15 protein-coding genes are annotated in these 19,275 nt (G+C 52.6%); 8 read left to right on the top strand and 7 right to left on the bottom strand.

Annotated features, from left to right (window positions below; all coding sequences use genetic code 11):
• Nucleotides 1-168 precede the first annotated feature (168 nt).
• Together ACT3R4_RS02520 and ACT3R4_RS02515 are read left to right on the top strand one after the other, a co-directional pair.
• Nucleotides 169-888, top strand: a complete 720-nt coding sequence (locus ACT3R4_RS02520) for a hypothetical protein (RefSeq protein WP_087111965.1) — start codon at nt 169-171, stop codon at nt 886-888.
• A gap of 15 nt (nt 889-903) precedes the next feature.
• Nucleotides 904-1,830 (top strand): LysO family transporter, encoded by a 927-nt coding sequence (locus ACT3R4_RS02515; RefSeq protein ID WP_192527386.1) that lies wholly within the window; start codon nt 904-906, stop codon nt 1,828-1,830.
• 193 nt (nt 1,831-2,023) lie between these two features.
• Here ACT3R4_RS02515 and ACT3R4_RS02510 read toward each other — a convergent pair whose 3' ends face one another.
• The 6 genes from ACT3R4_RS02510 to ACT3R4_RS02485 form a co-directional block, all read right to left on the bottom strand.
• A complete protein-coding gene (locus ACT3R4_RS02510) occupies nt 2,024-4,210 on the bottom strand; it encodes an OsmC domain/YcaO domain-containing protein (RefSeq protein WP_192527385.1) in 2,187 nt (728 codons plus the stop codon).
• 267 nt (nt 4,211-4,477) lie between these two features.
• A complete protein-coding gene (locus ACT3R4_RS02505) occupies nt 4,478-4,897 on the bottom strand; it encodes an ASCH domain-containing protein (RefSeq protein WP_192527384.1) in 420 nt (139 codons plus the stop codon).
• Nucleotides 4,890-6,986 (bottom strand): GNAT family N-acetyltransferase, encoded by a 2,097-nt coding sequence (locus tag ACT3R4_RS02500; protein ID WP_441677146.1) that lies wholly within the window; start codon nt 6,984-6,986, stop codon nt 4,890-4,892. Before ACT3R4_RS02500 ends, ACT3R4_RS02505 begins: the two co-directional genes overlap by 8 nt.
• 182 nt (nt 6,987-7,168) lie before the next feature.
• Nucleotides 7,169-8,047, bottom strand: a complete 879-nt coding sequence (locus ACT3R4_RS02495) for an alpha/beta fold hydrolase (protein WP_192528700.1) — start codon at nt 8,045-8,047, stop codon at nt 7,169-7,171.
• 55 nt (nt 8,048-8,102) lie between these two features.
• A complete protein-coding gene (locus tag ACT3R4_RS02490) occupies nt 8,103-8,696 on the bottom strand; it encodes a TetR/AcrR family transcriptional regulator (RefSeq protein ID WP_192528699.1) in 594 nt (197 codons plus the stop codon).
• 82 nt (nt 8,697-8,778) lie between these two features.
• A protein-coding gene (locus tag ACT3R4_RS02485) for an IS5 family transposase (protein ID WP_441677148.1) occupies nt 8,779-9,530 on the bottom strand; the annotation gives its coding sequence in 2 pieces (ribosomal slippage) (nt 8,779-9,302 and nt 9,302-9,530; 753 coding nt in all).
• A gap of 260 nt (nt 9,531-9,790) precedes the next feature.
• Between ACT3R4_RS02485 and ACT3R4_RS02480 the strand changes: the two genes are divergently transcribed.
• The 6 genes from ACT3R4_RS02480 to ACT3R4_RS02455 are packed head-to-tail and all read left to right on the top strand — an operon-like array spanning nt 9,791 to nt 18,293.
• Nucleotides 9,791-10,966 (top strand): efflux RND transporter periplasmic adaptor subunit, encoded by a 1,176-nt coding sequence (locus ACT3R4_RS02480; RefSeq protein ID WP_441677324.1) that lies wholly within the window; start codon nt 9,791-9,793, stop codon nt 10,964-10,966.
• Nucleotides 10,966-14,061 (top strand): efflux RND transporter permease subunit, encoded by a 3,096-nt coding sequence (locus ACT3R4_RS02475; protein WP_441677150.1) that lies wholly within the window; start codon nt 10,966-10,968, stop codon nt 14,059-14,061. Before ACT3R4_RS02480 ends, ACT3R4_RS02475 begins: the two co-directional genes overlap by 1 nt.
• Nucleotides 14,061-15,461 carry an ATP-binding protein gene (locus tag ACT3R4_RS02470; RefSeq protein ID WP_441677152.1) on the top strand — a complete coding sequence of 467 codons (1,401 nt, stop codon included), beginning with the start codon at nt 14,061-14,063 and terminating at the stop codon, nt 15,459-15,461. Before ACT3R4_RS02475 ends, ACT3R4_RS02470 begins: the two co-directional genes overlap by 1 nt.
• Nucleotides 15,462-15,478: 17 nt before the next feature.
• Entirely contained in the window at nt 15,479-16,183 is a 705-nt protein-coding gene (locus ACT3R4_RS02465) for a response regulator (protein WP_193057163.1), read from the top strand.
• Between the two features lie 15 nt (nt 16,184-16,198).
• Nucleotides 16,199-16,888 (top strand): response regulator transcription factor, encoded by a 690-nt coding sequence (locus tag ACT3R4_RS02460; RefSeq protein ID WP_193057162.1) that lies wholly within the window; start codon nt 16,199-16,201, stop codon nt 16,886-16,888.
• Nucleotide 16,889: 1 nt separating this feature from the next.
• Entirely contained in the window at nt 16,890-18,293 is a 1,404-nt protein-coding gene (locus tag ACT3R4_RS02455) for a sensor histidine kinase (RefSeq protein WP_193057161.1), read from the top strand.
• On the opposite strand, the gene ACT3R4_RS02450 is transcribed toward ACT3R4_RS02455, so the two are convergent.
• Nucleotides 18,262-19,272: an AbrB family transcriptional regulator gene (locus tag ACT3R4_RS02450; RefSeq protein WP_193057160.1), complete on the bottom strand. Its 1,011-nt coding sequence runs from the start codon at nt 19,270-19,272 to the stop codon at nt 18,262-18,264. The two genes, ACT3R4_RS02455 and ACT3R4_RS02450, sit on opposite strands and share 32 nt — an antisense overlap.
• Nucleotides 19,273-19,275 lie beyond the last annotated feature (3 nt).

Here is a 19,275-nt window from a genome sequence, read left to right as displayed (position 1 = left end):
AAGCTGGCCTTGTAAAAACGGGCCTCGTAAAAAAGAGAGCCGCTGGAACGAACCCTTTGTTTACTCGTCAATCCAACAGCCTTTTAAACCCAAGACAGCCCCGCTTATCGGGCTTATGTGAAAACAGCGCTTGCTAACAAGGATCGCTTGCTCATAAGGAGTATCAGGATGCGACCCGCCCGTTTAAATGCTGTATCGGCTTGTATACTGTTGGGCACCGCCTGTCTGTCGCTCAGCTCTCTACCGGCCAATGCGAGTGAAGAAACCGCCAGCAAGTTTGCTGACATAGCGCCGGACATAGCACCGAAAATAGCGCCGTTTGAAGCGCAATACCGGCTGGAAACCCGCAACTGGCCAAGTGCAACGATTACCCATACGCTCAGCCAGGAAGGCCAGCATTGGCTAAGCGATATGCGCTTTTCATTGGCTATTGTCAGCGGCCAGGAGTACAGCCGCTTTTCAGCGGATGATGACGCCGTCCGTTCACTGCTTTTTAGCAGCAGCTACTCGCTTCTTGGCGTAGGCGACAGCTATCGATTAACCGATAACGATATTGCGACGCTTGATCGTCAAGCCGCGCTGGTTGATCTCTCTCGACGGGCAGGCCATGAAACGTGTACGCGCAGCGCACCGTGTGATCTCGATTTTGTTGACCACCGCGGCCGCGATGAGCACTTCCAGTACTACGCTACGCCAGGCACGCACACGGTCAACGTGCCCGCTGGTGAGTTTGAGGTACAGCAGGTCATTTTGACGGATATCGAAAAGCCTGACCGCCATCTGGAAATCAACTTTCACCCAGACTGGCCCGGCCTGATTGTCTCGGCGGAGTATCAAAAAGAGGGTCGCCGTCAAACCCGCATCAGGCTTACTCAATTCAACCCTTAAGGCGCCACACCCTACATGCTGTCTGGATTATTGATTGTTCTTCTGCCTCTGATAGTGGGCTATTTATTACGCATTCGCTCTCCTTACCTCCAGCAACTGATCAACCGTGCCGTTAGCGGCTCGGTTTATCTTATTTTGCTCTTCATGGGGGTAGGCTTGGCAGGACTTGAAAATCTAACAAGCCAGCTTTCACGGCTAGGGGGTAATGCATTGCTGCTGTTTAGCATTACCACGGCGTTTAACCTGGCCGCTTTATGGTGGCTGTCTCGCCGGGTAGCACTACAAACGGGGGATTCACCTGTGGTTAAAAACGCACCGACCAGTAAGCTGGCCGCCATGCAAGGCTCGTTACTCTTGCTGGCCGTAGTGGCGGTCGGCGTTATAACAGGCCTGCTGCTGGGCCCAAGGCTAGGCGAGACGCTTTTTACGGCCGCAGAGCTGTTAGCTGAATGGGTGCTTTACGCGTTGTTAGTACTGATTGGCTGTCAGCTACGCAACTCTGGCATGCCGCTTAAGCAAATTCTGCTCAACCGGCTGGGGCTTGCTATTGCGGTAACGCTGGCCGTTAGCTCGCTACTGGCGGGATTGGCTGCCGCCCCCTTGCTCTCGCTTAGCTGGAATGAAGGACTCGCCATGGCGTCTGGCTTCGGTTGGTATTCACTGTCGGCCATTTTAATTGGCGACCAGCTAGGGCCGCTAATGGGCGGCGTGGCGTTTTTTAACGACCTTTCCCGGGAACTCCTGGCGTTTATTTTGATTCCGTTAGTGATTCACCGCCACACCGCCCTTGCCATTGGCTATGGCGGCGCCACATCAATGGACTTTACCCTGCCTGTGATTCAACAGCACGGCGGCGTCGCCTGCGTGCCCATCGCGGTGGTTAGCGGATTTATTCTTTCGCTGCTCTCGCCCCCTTTGATTCTGTTTTTTCTCTCGCTTTGACGCTTCATTGCACGCTACAAAAACGCTGTGAGCTACCCCCACAGCGTTTTAAAACCACTCCCGTTTAATACGTGCTGTAGCTCTCCCGCTTGCTGTTTAGGTGCATACGAACGTTAGCGCTGCGGCCATCAAGGGAGTGCTGAATGCCATCGGTGTCATGGCATTTCCATTGAATAAGTGAAACGGGAGGCGATTAAGCGCCTGCTTTTGCCGCCCGCGCGGCGTGAAGCTTCTTGTAACTTTCAATCAAACGTTGATGACGCTCCAAACCATCAAGCTGCATGTTGGTGGGCGTCAGACCGTAAAAGCGCACGCTGCCTTCCACCGAGCCGACAACCGCCGCCATGGTCTCTTCGCCAAACATGCGCTGGAAGTTAGGAAGGTAGTCGTCGATTTCAAGCTCGTCGTCCAGGGCAATTTCCAGCGTCGCGTTCATCGCCTGGTAGAAGAGACCACGTTCAACGGTGTTGTCGTTGTACTGCAGCAGCATCTGCACACAATCAAGTGCTTCTTCATGACGGCCAAGCGCCAAGTAGATCAGAAGCTTAAGCTCCAGAATGGTGAGTTGGCCCCATACCGTGTTTTCATCAAACTCAATGCCGATCAGGGTGGTGATATCGGCGTGATCATCCATCTGGCTCTCTTCGAGGCGCTCGACCAAATCGGTGAGCTGGTCATCCTCTAGCTGGTGCAGGTTGAGGATATCCTCACGGTAATCGAGTGCCTTGTTGGTGTTATCCCAGATCAAGTCTTCAATCGGATACACCTCAGAGTAGCCCGGCACCAGAATACGACACACCGGCGCACCGAGATCCTCATGGACCGCCATGTACACCTCCGCCCCCAACTCCTCGAAGATGCCAAATAGCGTTTCGGCCTCTTCTTCGTTGGTGCCGGAGAAATCCCACTCGCTGAACTCGAAATCCGCCTTGGCACTGAAGAAGCGCCAGGAAACCACACCAAAGGAGTCGATAAAGTGTTCAACAAAGTTGTTGGGCTCGGAAACGGTCTGCGAGTTGAACGTTGGCAGCGGCAGATCGTTCAGGCCTTCAAAGCTGCGACCCTGTAAAAGCTCGGTCAGGCTGCGCTCCACCGCCACTTCAAAGCTTGGGTGGGCGCCGAAGGAGGCAAATACACCGCCGGTGCGCGGGTTCATCAAGGTCACACACATCACCGGGAACTGACCGCCCATGGAGGCGTCCTTTACCAGCACTGGGAAGCCCTGGGCCTCAAGCGCCTTAATGCCTTCGACAATATTTGGGTACTTCGCCAGCACATCTTGCGGTACATCTGGCAGGGTCATTTCCTGCTCCAGAATTTCCCGTTTGACCGCCCGCTCGAAAATTTCCGACAGGCACTGCACCTGAGCTTCCACCAGCGTGTTGCCTGCGCTCATGCCGTTGCTCAAGAACAGGTTTTCAATCAGGTTGGAAGGGAAGTAGATCGTTTCGCCATCCGACTGACGAACAAAGGGCAGCGAGACAATGCCGCGCGCCTCATTGCCGGAGTTGGTATCAATCAGATTCGAGCCGCAAAGCTCGCCTTCCGGGTTGTAGATCGCCAAGCAGTGCTCATCGAGAATTTCAGCGGGCAGTTCATCGTTAGGCCCTGGCTTGAACCACTTCTCATTGGGGTAGTGTACGAATTCGCTATTGGCGATCTCTTCACCAAAGAACTGATCGTTGTAGAAGAAGTTGCAGGATAAGCGCTCAATAAACTCGCCCAGCGCCGAGCACAGTGCGCTCTCTTTGGTGGCACCTTTGCCGTTGGTAAAGCACATGGGCGAGGCCGCGTCGCGAATATGCAGCGACCAGACATGAGGCACGATATTACGCCAAGAGGCGATCTCGATCTTCATGCCAAGATCAGCCAGCAGCGCGCTTATATTGGCGATGGTATCTTCAAGGGGTAAATCCTTTCCCTCGATATAGGTGCGCTCGCTGCCTTGCGGGGCGCCCATCAACAGCGCCTGGGAATCCTCATCGATATTCTCGACGGTTTCGATCTGAAACTCAGGGCCGGTTTGAACAACCTTCTTGACCGTGCAGCGATCAATCGAGCGCAGAATACCCTGGCGATCCTTCTCGGAAATATCTTCGGGAAGCTCGACCTGTATCTTGAATATCTGCTTATAGCGGTCTTCCGGATCAACGATATTGTTCTGCGAGAGGCGGATGTTTTCGGTGGGAATATCCCGCGCGTTGCAGTACACCTTCACAAAGTAGGCGGCGCACATGGCAGATGACGCCAGGAAGTAGTCAAACGGGCCAGGCGCCGAGCCGTCGCCCTTGTAGCGAATCGGCTGGTCTGAAATAACGGTGAAGTCGTCGAATTTGGCCTCCAGGCGGAGGTTATCGAGATAGTTGACTTTGATTTCCATGAGCGGGCATCCAGAGCAATGAGTGTGCCTGGGCGGTTGAAAACAGAGCCCTCGGCGAATTGCCGCCCATTATCCAGTTTTTGACCCGCTTCGTCTCGTGTAGAAACCCAATCAACGATTTCATCTGCTAGAAATGTTATAAATAGGTATCGAATTTTATTAACTATATAAACCGGATAAAAACGAATAACTATAAATCGTTCAAAGTAAAAACTCACAACTTAAACAATTAACATTCGCAACGTTAAAAGAACAGCTTTCACAAAGCTAATTGTACAGAGCTGAATACAAAGCTCTCTCAGGGTATAACATTGAGATAAACTGCGGGGGCTGAAACCCCTTCTCATACTCCCTTAGCTTTTGCAAACAAATACCTCTATCCAATATATTAATTTTATTTAGCCCTATTGCAGAGACAATGCATTTTCCTCGTGTATAATCATCAAACTCTTTTTTTGTGATACATATTTGATCTTTGTATTCATCCCACATTTCTTTTGGTGAAAGACTAACTACAAATGAAATTTCTACATGCAAATTAATCTTACCAACAGGAAGAGTAGTATAAACCCACAACCTAGACCCAACAGGTAAATTTATCTTTCTAGTACGAAGCTCCACTTTCTTCTCACCAGATAAAATATTTTCAACGTGCTTGGGCTTAATAGAAATTATTGCATCATTCATTAAAAGCCTCTTTAACTAAAACACTTAGCCCTTTAGGACCAAGTCTTTCTGGAGAAACTAAATTAGACTTACTAATCAAACCAATGCTTTTAGCACGTTTAAATGGTACACGGCGATCAAACTCTAAAAAATTATCAAAGGTAAAAACATGAAGCCTACCATTTCTATCAGCAATACTGATCAATTCTTCACGGGATAAAACACCTTGCCTATCGACTTTTAACAAAGCTTCATTAACAGTCACTAAAGCTGAGTATGTGATACGTGCAAAACCAATTATTTCTTGTGCACTTTTTTGACCTGATACATAAAAAGCTACAATACCACCTCTAGGAAAAAAAGTAGATTTATTACTTGATCTAAAATAAGCCTTCTCTAACAAAAGCAATTTCTCATAACTAGGCAAAAGCGACAACTGATCAGTTAACCCTGCAATTAAGCCATTAGCATAATTTTCACGAATAGCTACAAGAGTGCACTCACGTGTAGAATTCAGTATAAACCTTGGCGATATTATAGTTTCAAAATCGAACCAAGACAATGTATTAATATTCCCTTCACTATCAGAAAAACAAACTCCTGTATTTAACAACTCTTTCTTAGCAGGCATTCTTTTAGGAAATGAAAGACCACAAAGAGATTTGAATTCTTTAGCAAAGAAAGGCCAATTTTCACTTTTTACAAAAAAATCAAAAATTACTTTAACAAACCTTTCACCTGACTTAAAAAAGCCTTTTTTGAGTAATGTCTGCTCTGTTACATCTTGACCTTTGCCAATATAAAAATCTAATCGGTAAGCAAATCCAGCTTTATACCTTAGAGCCTTCTCAATAAAGTGATCAATAGCAGCTAGAGCATGCGGAGCCCCCTCATCGATATACAAGCAAGCATTCGCAATACCTAAGTTTTTTACTGGCTTTTGAAAAACGCACACTCCAAATAAGCAACCATCTTGTTTAGCTTCATAAACAATTTCATTTTCCCCAAACTTTATATCCTTAAAAAATATATTAAGCACACCTTCTGGAATAGAAAAACTATTTACAAAATTTCTAACGCAAGAATTACAACTAGACACTTCAAACCTAAAATCCGAATTTAAAGGGCTATTAAAAACTTCTTCGTCAATCGTCAGCTCATAGGGAGACACAATTGCAACACCGTATTCATCTTTAATTTTATCATAAGCTTTCAAAAGTGCCTTTTCTCGAGTAACAAATCCTTCAACCTTTAAAAAAATACAGTAGGCTAAATGCCTTAAATCTGACTCGTCATTATGAAAACCTTTTCGTTTTAAAGATCGGAACGGAAATATCATATCTCTTAACGAATCGATTAAAGCAGACACATCTTCCTCTACTCTTAGCTCAGGAAATACTTCTGCCAACCTAAGAATAGCATCATCTTTAAAATTAAACGATTGACGCCTTAATTCATTTTTAAACTCTGGCGTAACACATAGAGTAACTGCCCCCTGAAAGCCAATCTTCATCAGTTTAACTACATCTTCAAACCCTTTTCTTGCCTGAACAATATCGAACAACAAATTCAGATCCAAAGCATATATAGACCTAGCCAACACAGGACTGCTTACAACTGGTGTTAAAACCTCTTTAGCCTCATCGCCAAACAAATCGTTTTCTTTTAGAGAAAACCCTCTAATATTAATAATTCTTTTTTTTGCCTTACTTCCGTTAATTTGTCTGTGAATAACAAACCCAACACTATCCCAAAAACAATTAGCCGATAAATCTGATGCAACTTTAGCTGAAATAGTATGATAATTCTCTTTACTACCATATTCCTTTAAAGAGTCTATCAACTTCTTTCCGACCCCATGACCCTTTACGGTATTACATGCGTAAATTTGAAAAACTTTAAGGGTAGGCATTGTGCCGCCAAACATAAGATATCCTTTAAGCTCACCCTCCTCGTTTACTGCTACCCATAGTTGGTTTTTTGCTGCCATTTGGTCGTAAGTAGCTTTTGGTAAAAAACCAAACGATTCTTTATTTTCATCTGCAATCAATGAAACCTGACTTATATAATCAGAAATATCGTTATAGCTCTTCAATATAGAGTAACTCACTGAGACCTCATTTATTATTAGTGACGACAAATAAAATCACACAGGGTGAAAAGCTGTTAATACCAATCACCTCTAGCAAAATTATTATTAATTATTTTTTAGAATAATTAAAGATGTTTTTTAAAATAAGGAAGCCTTTCAAACACCATATACTTAATACCACCTAATATAACATTGGTAACTTATTTGAGTAAAAATATCATAACCTCTCTTAAAACAATTTCTGGAATTTCTTCAGCAATATAGTGGCCGCAGGGCAGCGCTTTGCCTTCCACCTGAGTCGCCACCTTGCACCATGCGCTTAGTGCATCAAAGCAGGCTTCAATCGCGCCTTCAGCGCCCCACATCACTTTTAGCGGGCAGGTAAGTTTTACACCAGCGTCGATATCGGCCTGATCGTGGACTAAGTCGATCGTGGCGCTGGCGCGGTAGTCGCCACAAATGCCGGTCGCGGTGCCGGGCAGTGCCAGGCAGCGTTCGTATTCCTTCAGCGCTTCCGGAGTAAACGGCGCCATCCCGGCACTGCGCGCACCCATCACACTTTTCAGGTACTGGGCCGGGGCGCTATTGATCAGCATTTCAGGCAGCGGCTGGGGGCGAATCAGAAAGAACCAGTGCCAATAGCTGCGCGCAAAGGCCTCGTTGGTGCCGCGGTACATGGCAAGGGTCGGCGCAATATCGAGAAGCACCATACGCTCAACGCGTGAGGCGTAGTCAACACCCAAGCGGTGGGCGACCCGCGCACCGCGATCATGCGCCAGCACTTTGAAGCGCTCGAACCCCAGATCACTCATCAGCTCGGCCATATCAGCTGCCATGGTGCGCTTTGAATAATTGAGATGCTCGGCGTCATCGTCGGGTTTGCCGCTATCGCCGTAGCCGCGCAGGTCGGCGGCTATTACGGTGAAGTGCTGGGCAAGCGTTTCAGCCACCTTATGCCAGATCACATGGGTTTGCGGGTGGCCATGGAGCAGCAGTAACGCGGGACCGTGGCCTCCTATACGAAAAGCAATACCAACACCCTTTATGTAACGCAAATGCTTTTCAAACCCTTGGAACATGGCAGGCTCCTGGCTCAGTAATCGATATGAATAAACCGGTGGCTTAAAGGGTTGCTCATTCAACTGGCGACGTCAGCACCTGCTCGAACAGCAGCTTTTCAAACACTTCCATGGGAGCATCCGACTTCAGGGTCTTGGCACGCAAAATTGCCCCTTCCCAGCCGGAAAGAATAAAGCTTGCCAACTGATGAGGGTCCAGTGCTTGAGTGAGAGCCCCTTGGGCCTGGGCTGCCTGCAGGCAGTGAGCAAAACGTGCTTCCCAACGCAGGAACGCGTGATTAAGCGCCTCGCGAAAGCGAACACTCTGCCCCGCCATCTCCTGTCCTAAATTGCCGATCAAGCAGCCGGCCGCATGGTCGCGCTCGCTCATATAAGCGCGGCTGGCGGCAAAGTAGCGCTTCAGGCGGTAAAGAGGGGGTGTCATCGGATCTTCAAGCAGAGCGACCAGACTAGCATCATAGTCGTTGGCAAACCGCTCAATCACCGCCAGGCCAAAATCTTCCTTACTGGAAAAGTAATGGTAAAACGACCCCTTGGGCACGCCGCAGGCGTTAAGTACGGCATTGATGCCCGTTGCGTTATACCCTTGTTGGGTAATCAGCTCAGCACCAGTATCAATTAACTTATCGCGGGTGGCGGTGTTTTTCATACGCTTGCACAAGACTCATTGGCCGGACGGTATTTATGAGAAATAGGTGTCGTGAGAAGTCGCAGGTATTTAGGGCGTGTCCTCATTTCATTTTCAACCAAATGAAGGTGCACGCTAGGTAAACCATGGATTTGAAATTTCGTGCCAGTTTCTCAAAGCGAGTGGCAATACTGCGAAAGTGTTTCAGCCGAGCAAAGAGGTTTTCTACCAAATGGCGATGCCTGTAGAGAAAGGCATCAAACCCCGGATTTGGCGTCTTGTTGTTTGATCTTTTGGGAATGATCGGGTTGATGCCCCCTGCCCTGGCATGGTCACGGATGGCCTCTGAATCATAGCCCTTGTCAGCAATGAAGTGGTCGGCTTGATCGACCTTCTTTATGAGGTGCTCTGCAACCGTGGCGTCGTGGACGTTACCCCCAGTGACTTCAAAATCGACCGGATTTCCATGCGCATCGGCGAGCATATGAAGTTTGGTGGTAGCTCCTCCTCGTGATTTTCCAATGGCCCGCTCTTCTCCATGCCGAGCTCCACTCGCATGCTGGTGAGTGCGGAGGTAACTTCCGTCGGCGAATACCCACTCCGTATCAATTTCGCCTCGTAGCTCAAAAAAAATTGCTCCCACAATCCTTTGGTGGCCCAGCGGTTGAAGCGATTATAGGCCGTTTTCCAGGGGCAAAACTCACTCGGAATATCGCGCCAGGGAGCGCCGGTTCGGAGTTTCCAGAGTATTGCTTCCATTATATTTCGATCATTGGGCCAGCGGTGGCAACCCTTTGCTTTCATGGTGACTTGAAGCTGTTCCCAAATATCATCGGTCAAAACATATCGTGTCATGGCAGTACTCCCCCTCTGTTGAGAAGAGTCGCATAACCCCACAGAAAATCAATGAGGGACAGCCTTTCTTTCAAAATGAGGACACGCCCTAGGTTAGCGAAGAGTTGCACGCTATTTTCATAATGCTTACCTAATCTCTGCGAGCCAGTGCGTGATGCTAGCATGATACGCTTCTTATACCGGAATTTTCGCTTTTACTACGTTTTCGCTCTTGCAACGGGTACTCCGTGTTAATAAAACCTCATGACTCTTTCTCCTCGATGCAACAAGGCCGTGTCCGTTTAGGCGCCGTACTGGCCCTGTTGGTGTTTGCCATCGGCTTAGCCTGCGCCTGGTGGATTATCAACCAGCCGCCGCGTATTGAGCGGCGTGCTCCCCCGCCACCTACGCCGCCTGTCGTCAATGTCATGACGGTCGAACAGAGCGCCCTATCGCCTCTACTGAGCGGCTTTGGGCGAGTAGAAGCCGAGCAGACAGCCCTGCTGGCCAGCCGCGTGGCAGGTCAGTTGGAACGCTTTGGGGAGGGCGTTTTTCCAGGCCAGGTCGTTGAGGAAGGCGCGCCCGTTGCATATATCGACCAAGCCGATTTGCGCCTTGCCCTGGAGGACGCCGAGGCCCAGCTAAGCAACGCCCAAGCGCAGGTGGCGCTTGAAAATGCCGAACAGCAGCGCGCCCGTAGTGAGTACGAGTCGTTTGGGCGCCAGCTTTCCGCCGAGCGACGCTCGCTGGTCCTGCGCGAGCCTCAACTTCGCCAGGCCCAGGCTCAACTGACTCAGGCACGTGTAATACGCGACCAGGCAGCGCTCAACCTTGAGCGCGCAACGTTGACCGCCCCGTGGAAGGCGATGGTGCAAGAGCGCTTGGTGGGCGCTGGCAGCCTGCTAAGCCAAGGAACCGAGGTGATTAATCTGGTCGGTGTTGAGCAATTCTGGGTGCGCGCCTCATTGCCCGGCGATGCACTTGAATGGCTGGCGCCGGGTAGTCAGGTCACGATTACCAGCCGGGGCTGGCCAGAAGGCGCTTCGCGGGAAGGCGCACTGATATCGATCTTACCTAATCTGGAAGAGAGCGGACTTCAGGCACAGCTGTTGATTGCGGTGAATGACCCATTGGCGCTGGATACCGATGGCCCCGCGCTGCGCTTGGGCGATGTAATGCGAATAGCCTTTCAAACTCAGGCGCAGGAAGACCTGATTGCCCTGCCCTCAGCGGCGCTACGCCCAGGTGAGCGCGTTTGGTGGGTGGACGATGAAGACCGCCTACACAGTACAACGGTGTCGCTTGCCTATCGGGGTGAAAATGAAGCGCTGGTGCGCAGCGGCCTGGAGGCTGGCCAGCGCGTTGTTACTTCAGGACTTGCCCAGCCCCAGGAAGGACAACAGGTTCGCGTTCGCTCGCGCAACGATGCCCCCACCCGTGATGAGGAGAGCAGCTAATGCGTCGCGGTCCGCTTGCCTGGATGATTGACCATGGCGTTGCGCCTAATCTGCTGATGCTGCTGTTTATCGTGGGGGGCCTTATGGCATCGCTCGCGATTAAAAAAGAGGTCTTTCCTGAGTTTGAAATTGAAATTGTTCAGGTCAGCATCAGCTACCCCGGCGCCACGCCAGAAGATGTCGAGCAGAGCCTATTGCTTCCCGTTGAAGCGGCGGTATCGAATGTAGAAGGTATTGATGAGCTGACCTCCAGCGCTGGTGAAGGCAGCGGTATGGTCAGCGCGACGCTGATTGACGGCGTCGATGTGATGCGCGTTTATCAGGATATTCAGCAGGCGGTCAACGCCATCACTACCCTACCCAGTGCCGCCGACCCGCCCCGCTTCACACTAGCGGGCGGCTCGCGCAGTGTGGTCAGCCTTCAGGTTTACGGCTCGGTTGGGCTTGCCGCTCTTCACGACGCCGCCGAGGATGTGCGCGCTGAACTGCAGGCCGCTGAGGGTATTTCGCGCGCCGAGCTTTCGGGTAATCGCGAGCGCGAGATCCAGATTCATCTGGATGAAGAAGCTATTGAGCGCTACGGGCTTGATCATCAGCAGCTTGCCAGCCGCATTGGGGCTGAAGCGCTGGACCTGGCAAGTGGCCAACTCACCACGGCTGAAGGCGAGTGGCTGGTGCGCTACCAAGGCCGACGCAACAGCGCCGCCGAGTTTGCCGACCTGCCAATCCTTACCACTGCCCAGGGCACGCCCATTTTGCTGGGTGATATCGCCCGCGTGAGCAACGGCTTTGCCGAAACGGATCGTGAAGAGTTTTACAATGGCGAGCCGGGCCTATCGGTCAACATTTATCAAATTGGCCACCAAACCCCGACCAGCATTTCCGAGGCGGTCTACGGCGAACTGGAGCGCTTGCGAGCGGGGCTACCGCCGGGCGTTAGCCTGGACGTTGCACGCGACAGCTCGGAAATATACGAGGACCGCTTAAGCCTGCTGTTAAAGAATGCCTGGATGGGTCTGGCGCTGGTGATGGTACTCATGGCGCTGTTTCTTGAAGCGCGGCTAGCATTTTGGGTCACGCTGGGTATTCCTACGGCCTTTTTGGGCGCCATGCTGTTTCTGCCCTGGATCGGCGTCTCGCTGAATATGATGTCGATGTTCGCTTTCATTATCGCGCTGGGGATCGTGGTGGATGATGCGATCATGGTGGGCGAAAACATCTACAGCTATCGTGAGGAAGGCTACTCGCTGCGCGATGCGGCGGTCAAAGGGGCAGGTGAAATTGCCGTTCCGCTCACCTTTGCCATTTTGTCGAATATCGTGGCGTTTCTGCCCCTGCTGTTTTTACCCGGCTTTTTGGGCATGCTGTTTGCCACTCTGCCCGTGGTGGTCGTCACGGTGTTTTTGATCTCCTGGGCCGAAGCGCTGTTTATCCTCCCCTCCCACTTGGCACATAGCCGTAAACCGCGTGAAACACCGGCTTGGCAGCGGCCGCTGGAAGCGTTGCGCCAGCGCCTGCAGGGCGGGCTGCATCACTTCACATACCATCAGTTTGAGCCGTTTCTACAACGCGCACTTAATCAACGCTTACTGAGTGTCTCCATCGGTGTTGCGGTGCTGGTGGTAGTGCTGGCATGGTCCATGAGTGGACGGTTGGGCTTTTCACTCATGCCGCGTGCCGAATCCGATCAGGTTCAGGCAACGGTAACGCTGCCGATTGGCACCAACATCAGCGTTAGCCGAGAGCTTAGCCAACAGCTACTGGACGCCGCCCAGCAGCTGAGCGAGCGCGAAGAGACGCTAGCCTTTAGCAGCACGCGCAGCCGCTTGGATGGCGAAGAGCTGCAGGTACGGCTCGATATCGCAAGTAGCAGCCTGGACGCCTGGCCGCCTTCACGTATTGCAGGTGAATGGCGCGAGCTGGCGGGGGATTTAATTGGCGCTCAGTCGGTACGTTTTGAGTCAGATTTTGGCGGCCCCGGCAGCGGCGCTGCGCTTAGCTTGCGCTTATCTCACCCCGACACCCAAGTGCTGGAAGCCGCCGCCGCCCGGTTGGCCGAAGTGCTTGGTGAGTATGAGCTAACCGATATTGACAGCGGGATTGGCGATGGCAAACCTCAGCTTGAAATGCGCCTTTCCGCAGAAGGCCGAGCGCTAGGCCTGACCGGCAGCGACCTGGCCCAGGCACTGCGCGGACCTTTACAAGGTGCCACGGCGGTTGAACAGTTTGTGGGGCGTAGCGAGATCAGCGTAGAGGTACGCCTGCCCGAAACCGACCGCGCGAGCTTAAACGAACTTTACCGCATGCCCGTACGCACGCCCGACGGGCTTAGCGTGCCGCTTTCTCGCGTGGCAGACATTACCTTAAGCCAAGCCTCAAGCAGCCTGCAGCGCATAGATGGCAGGCGCATTATCACCGTGACGGCGGATTCAGAGGGCGACCAAACCATTAACCAGGTACTGGCCACCCTTCAAGAAGACGTGTTCCCAACGCTTACAAACTCCTGGCCGGGGCTTGAGGTCAGCCTGGGCGGCCGCCAGCAAGATACCGCCGACAATCTGGCCGCCCTTCGCACCGCCATGTGGCTTATGCTGGCCGCCCTTTACGCACTGTTGGCGATTCCCTTCAGAAGCTATTTGCAGCCCTTATTGGTGCTTGCGGCCATTCCGTTTGGCGTTGTTGGTGCTGTGGTGGGCCACATGATTATGGGGTTTGGGCTTTCGATTATCAGCCTGCTGGGCATGCTGGCGCTTTCCGGCGTGGTGATTAACGATGCGCTGGTACTGATTGATTACGCCAACCGCAAGCGGCGCGAAGGGATGGCGCCACGCGCTGCCATTGTGGCGGCTGCTACCCGGCGCCTGCGGCCTATCATGATGACCACACTTACCACCTTTCTGGGCCTGGCGCCCATGATTCTGGAAACCTCGCGGCAGGCACGCTTTATGATTCCCATGGCAATCTCGCTGGGTTTTGGCATGATCTTCGCGACGGTCATTTTGCTGATACTGGTGCCCTGCCTTTACCTGGGTCTGGAGAACTGGCGCGAGCGACTTAGCATGCCTCGGCAACCTCTTCAGGAGGGCACTTCCTGATGGCCGTTACCTTGCCCACTTGGCGTCCTTCCCGGCTAGGACTAAAGCTGTTCTCGGCCATACTCAGCGTTAACGTGGCCATTTCCGCCACCATGTTTCTAGCCGTTTCCTACAGTATCGACCGTGGTTTTATCGACTATTTAAACCAGGCCCAGGAACGCCGTGCCATGCTGCTGGCCGATGGTTTGATTACCCGCTGGGAAACCCAGCAGGACTGGCGCTGGCTTGAACACAACCCGGAACGCTGGCCGCATATCGTGCGTTTTGAACTGGGTCAGGAGCATCGTGAACGCCCCTCCCCCTTGGGCGAAGCGCAGGATTTTGCGCTGCGTGCGCCAAACGGTGAGTTTGTGATTCCACCCATGAATGGCCGTATGGGCCCCGGCGATTGGCGCTGGCTCACGCTTCACAGCGACAGCGAGGCCATTGGCTCGTTAGGGTTTCGCCCTCCTCAGCAGATGATGGAGCGCATGGAAAATCGCTTTCTAGAGCTGCAACAGCGCAACCTGGTCATTATTGTTATCTCGATTGGGCTAGCATCGCTGCTGCTGGCCGCCGGGCTCTCGTGGTGGTTAAGCCGACGTACGCGGGCACTGGCTATCGCCACGCGGCGGCTTACCGAAGGCAACTACCATACTCGCCTACCTGAACGTGGTCGGGATGAGCTTGCCCGTTTGGCGCGGGACTTCAACGTACTGGCCGCCACATTGGAAGCCAACCGTGACGCCCGTGCACGCTGGGTCTCCGACACCGCCCACGAACTGCGCACGCCCTTGGCCGTGCTACGTGGTGAAATTGAAGCCATGCAGGACGGCATTCGCCCACTGAATCAGGAAAACCTCAGCTCGCTGGCGCAGGAAGTTGCCCAGCTTGAGCACTTGGTCGCCGATTTACGCCTACTTTCGCAAAGCGATGCTGGCGCGCTTGATATTCATCTGGCCCCCATGAACCTTAGCGAAAGCCTGGCCAGCCGCCTTGAAGATGCGGACCGCTGGCTCAATGGCAGCGGCCTTACGCTGACGACGCACATAGCCCCCGGCGTAATGATTCGAGGTGATGCCCAGCGACTGCATCAGCTGTGGAATAATCTGTTGGATAACAGCTGCGCCTACACCGATGCACCGGGCAAACTTCAAGTAACGCTCAACATTGAGCGTGCCCAGGCGGTGATTGTTTGGCAGGATAGCGCACCGGGCGTTCCGGAAAGTGAGCTTTCCCGGCTTACCGAGCGCCTTTACCGTGTTGAAGGGTCACGCAATCGGGCAAGCGGCGGTAGTGGCCTAGGGCTATCCATTGCAAGCGCCTTGGTGATTGCGCACGGTGCAACGCTTGAGGCATCCAATGCGCCGCTAGGCGGGCTTTGCTGGACCTTACGTTTTCCGTTACTGACTTCCCATTAATGACAAGCGAGTCCGCCATGTTCCAAGACGCCCCGCTATTGATTGTTGAGGACGAGCCAAAAATTGCCCGCCTCATGGATGATTATTTAAGCTCCCACGGTTTTAATGTTGCAACGCTGGGTCATGGCGACGATGTAATACCCTGGTTGCAGCAGCACCCCACCACGTTGGTGCTTTTGGATGTCATGCTGCCCGGCAAAGATGGTTTGATGCTCTGCCGGGAAATACGTCAGACGTGGCCTGCTATCGCAATTATTATGGTGACCGCCAAGGTGGAGGAAGTAGACCGACTGCTAGGGTTGGAGTTGGGCGCCGATGACTATATCTGCAAACCTTTCAGCCCCCGCGAAGTAGTCGCCCGCGTGAAAGCGGTACTACGCCGCAGCCAAGCACTTGCCGAACAGGCCCACACCCCTGAGGCAGCGGTTTCAACCCCGGTGACCCTGAATGACGATGGCTGGCAGGCACTAGCCAACGGCCATGACTTGGGCCTCACCGCGGTTGAATTTCAGCTGCTGCGAGTAATGATGCAGTCACCTGGACGAATCTTTAGCCGTGAGCAGCTAATGGACCATATGTACCGAGACAACCGGATTGTTTCTGAACGCACCGTCGACAGCCATATTAAAAAGCTGCGCAAAAAAATCACTGAAGCCCTCCCCGAGCAGGAGATCATTCGTTCGGTGTATGGAGTAGGGTATAAATATCAGCCCGAGGGCTAACCCGCAGGATTAAACATGAAGGCGCTTATAGTAGAAGATAACGACAATTTAGCGCGCTCGATGGCCACAGCACTTAGCGAGGCAGGATTCAACATCACCGTCGCTAACGACGGCGCACACGCACTCCCAATGCTCGTGCAGGGTGGTTTCGATCTGATGGTATTGGATTTGGGCCTGCCTGAATTGGATGGCATTAGCCTTCTACGCAAACTGCGCCATCAGCAGAACACTATCCCCGTGCTGATTATTTCCGCCAGAGACACGCTGGACCAACGCATTTTAGGGCTTGAAGAGGGCGCAGATGACTACCTTTGCAAGCCCTTCTCACTTGATGAAGTAGTAGCCCGAGCCCGGGCACTGGTCCGGCGTGCCAAGCATTTTGGTGGTGAAACACTTAGCTGTGGCCGTCTGGCATTTTTACCCGACGCAATGGAGCTAAGAATTGATGGCCAGCCTGTAACGCTGCACCGTCGAGAGCTGGAAGTAATGGAATATCTGATGATTAATCAAAATCGACTCGTCAGTAAGGACCAGATTATTGATCGACTTTCCACTATGGGCGAGCCGGTCAGTTATGCAGCGGTGGAGACTTATATTTCACGCATCCGCAAGAAAATTGGCTACGACTTCGGCTTGAAAACGGTCCGCGGTTTAGGCTATTACCTGGCCCCCAAAGAAGCCCCCAACCAGGAATCCGACGCTTGATATGCTTGCTATCAAATCGATAAAAAGCCGCCTGCTGCTGTGGATTGGTTTACCGTTTACTGCCCTGGCATTTCTGGCGCTTCTTTCGAGCTATCTATTGCTGACACGCCAGATTAACGAAACCTTCGACGATATGCTGCTCAATGCCGCCGAGCGCTTGGAAAGACGCATCTACACGGTAGACGGCGCGCTACGCATTAATATGCACTATTTTAGTATTAGCACCCTAGGTAGTCGTGGTGAAGGCAAAATATTCTATCGGATGCAGGAAGTAGACGGCGATATGATTGCTGGCTTTCAAGGCTTGGGCGACCCGCCTACTGACCTCTCTGAGCCGGTTTTTTACGACGTGACGTACGCGGGCAACGAGCTACGCGCCGTCGCCCTGACGTTTCCTTTTAGCCGGGGCCGCGAGAACATCAATATTGAAGTGATCGTTGCGGAGTCCAAAGAGGCGCGCTACACGCTTACCAATGACTTTATGGTGACACTCACCGGGTTGACGATTGTTGCCGGAATTCTTGCTATCACCATCGCTCTACTGGCGATCTATCGTGGATTAGCCCCGCTTAATACCGTAAGCCAAGCGCTTCGCCGCCGCTCTTCTCATGACCTTCAGCCGCTTGAAGACGACGCTCCAAAAGAGATTCGCCCACTGATTCTCAGCATTAACCAGCTGATGCTACGTATCCGTCGCAGCATTGAGAGTACACAGCAATTAAATGCCGATGTGTCCCATCAGTTGCGAACGCCCATTTCTGAAATACGTGCGCTAACCGAAATCTCGCTAAAAACGACCCAGGAATCGGCCGTTCGAGCCAACCTTATTGAAATACAGCGTATCTCGGAACATGCCAGCCATACGGTCCAACAGCTTTTGAAATATGCCAAGACCCGCAGCGAGCTGATGGATGAGGCCCATCTTGAAGCCGTCGATCTGGTGGCAATATGCCAGGATGGCTGCGCGCAAACAGCAACCAGCATCTATCAGAAAGGCCAGGAGCTGTCGTTCGATCAGCCTCATACCATTTCCAAAGTGCTGGGCGATCCGATCATGCTGCTCTGGCTGGTGATTAACCTGATTGAGAATGCCAGCCTGCACGCGGGAGGCGCTGAAGCCTATCAGGGTCCAATCGATATCGCCCTAACAACGCAGCAGCAACAGGTAATATTGACGGTGAGCGACCAGGGAGTCGGCGTGGAAGAGGCGCAACTTGGCAAGCTGACCGAGCGCTTTTCCCGCCACAATCCGCACGCGCCCGGTAGCGGTTTAGGCTTGGCTATTGTGGAGCAGATCGCCACCGCCCACGCCGCTCTCCTCTCTTTTAATAACCGACCACAAGGCGGTTTCGCCGTGACGGTGGCGTTTCCCGCTATGCAGCCGCCTGCTTTGCAATACGAATGACCAGCGGGGTCATAAAGATCAGCAGTAACAGGCGCAAGACATGGTGCGACACTACATACACCGGGTCGATATCCATCACCATGGCGATGACGGCCATCTCCCCGACGCCGCCGGGAATCAGCGCCAGCAACACCGCCACAAAAGAAAGCTGGGTCATGCTGGCGACCAGCCAAGCTATGAGCGCTGCGACAATCAGGGCAAACAGTGCATACACCATCCCAAACCGCCCCACGCTGACTACCTGAGACCAGTGGGTTCCTGAGAAACGCGCGCCGACCGAAGAGCCGAGCACCAAAAAGGCCGTGAACACCGTCCAGGTGGGCAGCGAGTAATCCATCCCCAGGTTCGCGATGATGGCGCCTGCGGCCATCGGGCCTAAAAACTCCGGAATGGGAATGCGCAGCAAGCGGGCAAGCCACCAGCAAAGCGGGACCAATAACAGCGGCAGCGCATCCATCAGCGAGAGCGATACGGGCGAGCTTTGCAGCGTGACATCATCCACAAAGAAGCTTGCCAATAGTGCCGCCCCGGACACCACGGTGACCAGACGCAGCGAGTGCGCGATAGCGATCCAGCGCACATCGCCATTGGCGCGCTCAGCAAGCACTAGGGCTGAATTCATGCTCCCTGGGTAGGCGCAGAACATCGCATCCATGGGCCCTACGTTGGCGCGGGTAAAGATAAAGTACCCGCCCACCAGCATAAGCCCCATATAGACCAGCATTGCCAATACACTTGGGTACCACTGCACCAGACTGACCAGTTCACTGGCCTGAATGCGGCTCCCGATAAAGAGTCCCAGCAGGGCAATAGCCACACGGTGCAAGCGCTTATCAACGCCGGTTTTAACACCGCCAAGCGATACCGCCATTACCATAAAAAGTGCGCCCAGCATCCAGGCCAGGGGCAATGAAAAAAGGGTGGCAATAACGCCACCCAAGCAACCCAAGACTAACGTTTTCAGCGTTTTTTTTGCCATTAT

It is taken from the genome of Halomonas sp. AOP7-E1-9, assembly GCF_052376035.1.
Classification (GTDB): Bacteria; Pseudomonadota; Gammaproteobacteria; order Pseudomonadales; family Halomonadaceae; genus Vreelandella; species Vreelandella citrativorans.
This window is presented reverse-complemented; position numbering and strand designations above follow the sequence as displayed.

Bases quoted from the DNA above. Each gene is read 5' to 3' on its own strand.
- ACT3R4_RS02520 (WP_087111965.1), top strand. From the start codon at position 169: ATGCGACCCGCCCGTTTAAATGCTGTATCGGCTTGTATACTGTTGGGC.
- ACT3R4_RS02515 (WP_192527386.1), top strand. From the start codon at position 904: ATGCTGTCTGGATTATTGATTGTTCTTCTGCCTCTGATAGTGGGCTAT.
- ACT3R4_RS02510 (WP_192527385.1), bottom strand. From the start codon at position 4,210: ATGGAAATCAAAGTCAACTATCTCGATAACCTCCGCCTGGAGGCCAAA.
- ACT3R4_RS02505 (WP_192527384.1), bottom strand. From the start codon at position 4,897: ATGAATGATGCAATAATTTCTATTAAGCCCAAGCACGTTGAAAATATT.
- ACT3R4_RS02495 (WP_192528700.1), bottom strand. From the start codon at position 8,047: ATGTTCCAAGGGTTTGAAAAGCATTTGCGTTACATAAAGGGTGTTGGT.
- ACT3R4_RS02490 (WP_192528699.1), bottom strand. From the start codon at position 8,696: ATGAAAAACACCGCCACCCGCGATAAGTTAATTGATACTGGTGCTGAG.
- ACT3R4_RS02480 (WP_441677324.1), top strand. From the start codon at position 9,791: ATGCAACAAGGCCGTGTCCGTTTAGGCGCCGTACTGGCCCTGTTGGTG.
- ACT3R4_RS02475 (WP_441677150.1), top strand. From the start codon at position 10,966: ATGCGTCGCGGTCCGCTTGCCTGGATGATTGACCATGGCGTTGCGCCT.
- ACT3R4_RS02470 (WP_441677152.1), top strand. From the start codon at position 14,061: ATGGCCGTTACCTTGCCCACTTGGCGTCCTTCCCGGCTAGGACTAAAG.
- ACT3R4_RS02465 (WP_193057163.1), top strand. From the start codon at position 15,479: ATGTTCCAAGACGCCCCGCTATTGATTGTTGAGGACGAGCCAAAAATT.
- ACT3R4_RS02460 (WP_193057162.1), top strand. From the start codon at position 16,199: ATGAAGGCGCTTATAGTAGAAGATAACGACAATTTAGCGCGCTCGATG.
- ACT3R4_RS02455 (WP_193057161.1), top strand. From the start codon at position 16,890: ATGCTTGCTATCAAATCGATAAAAAGCCGCCTGCTGCTGTGGATTGGT.
- ACT3R4_RS02450 (WP_193057160.1), bottom strand. From the start codon at position 19,272: ATGGCAAAAAAAACGCTGAAAACGTTAGTCTTGGGTTGCTTGGGTGGC.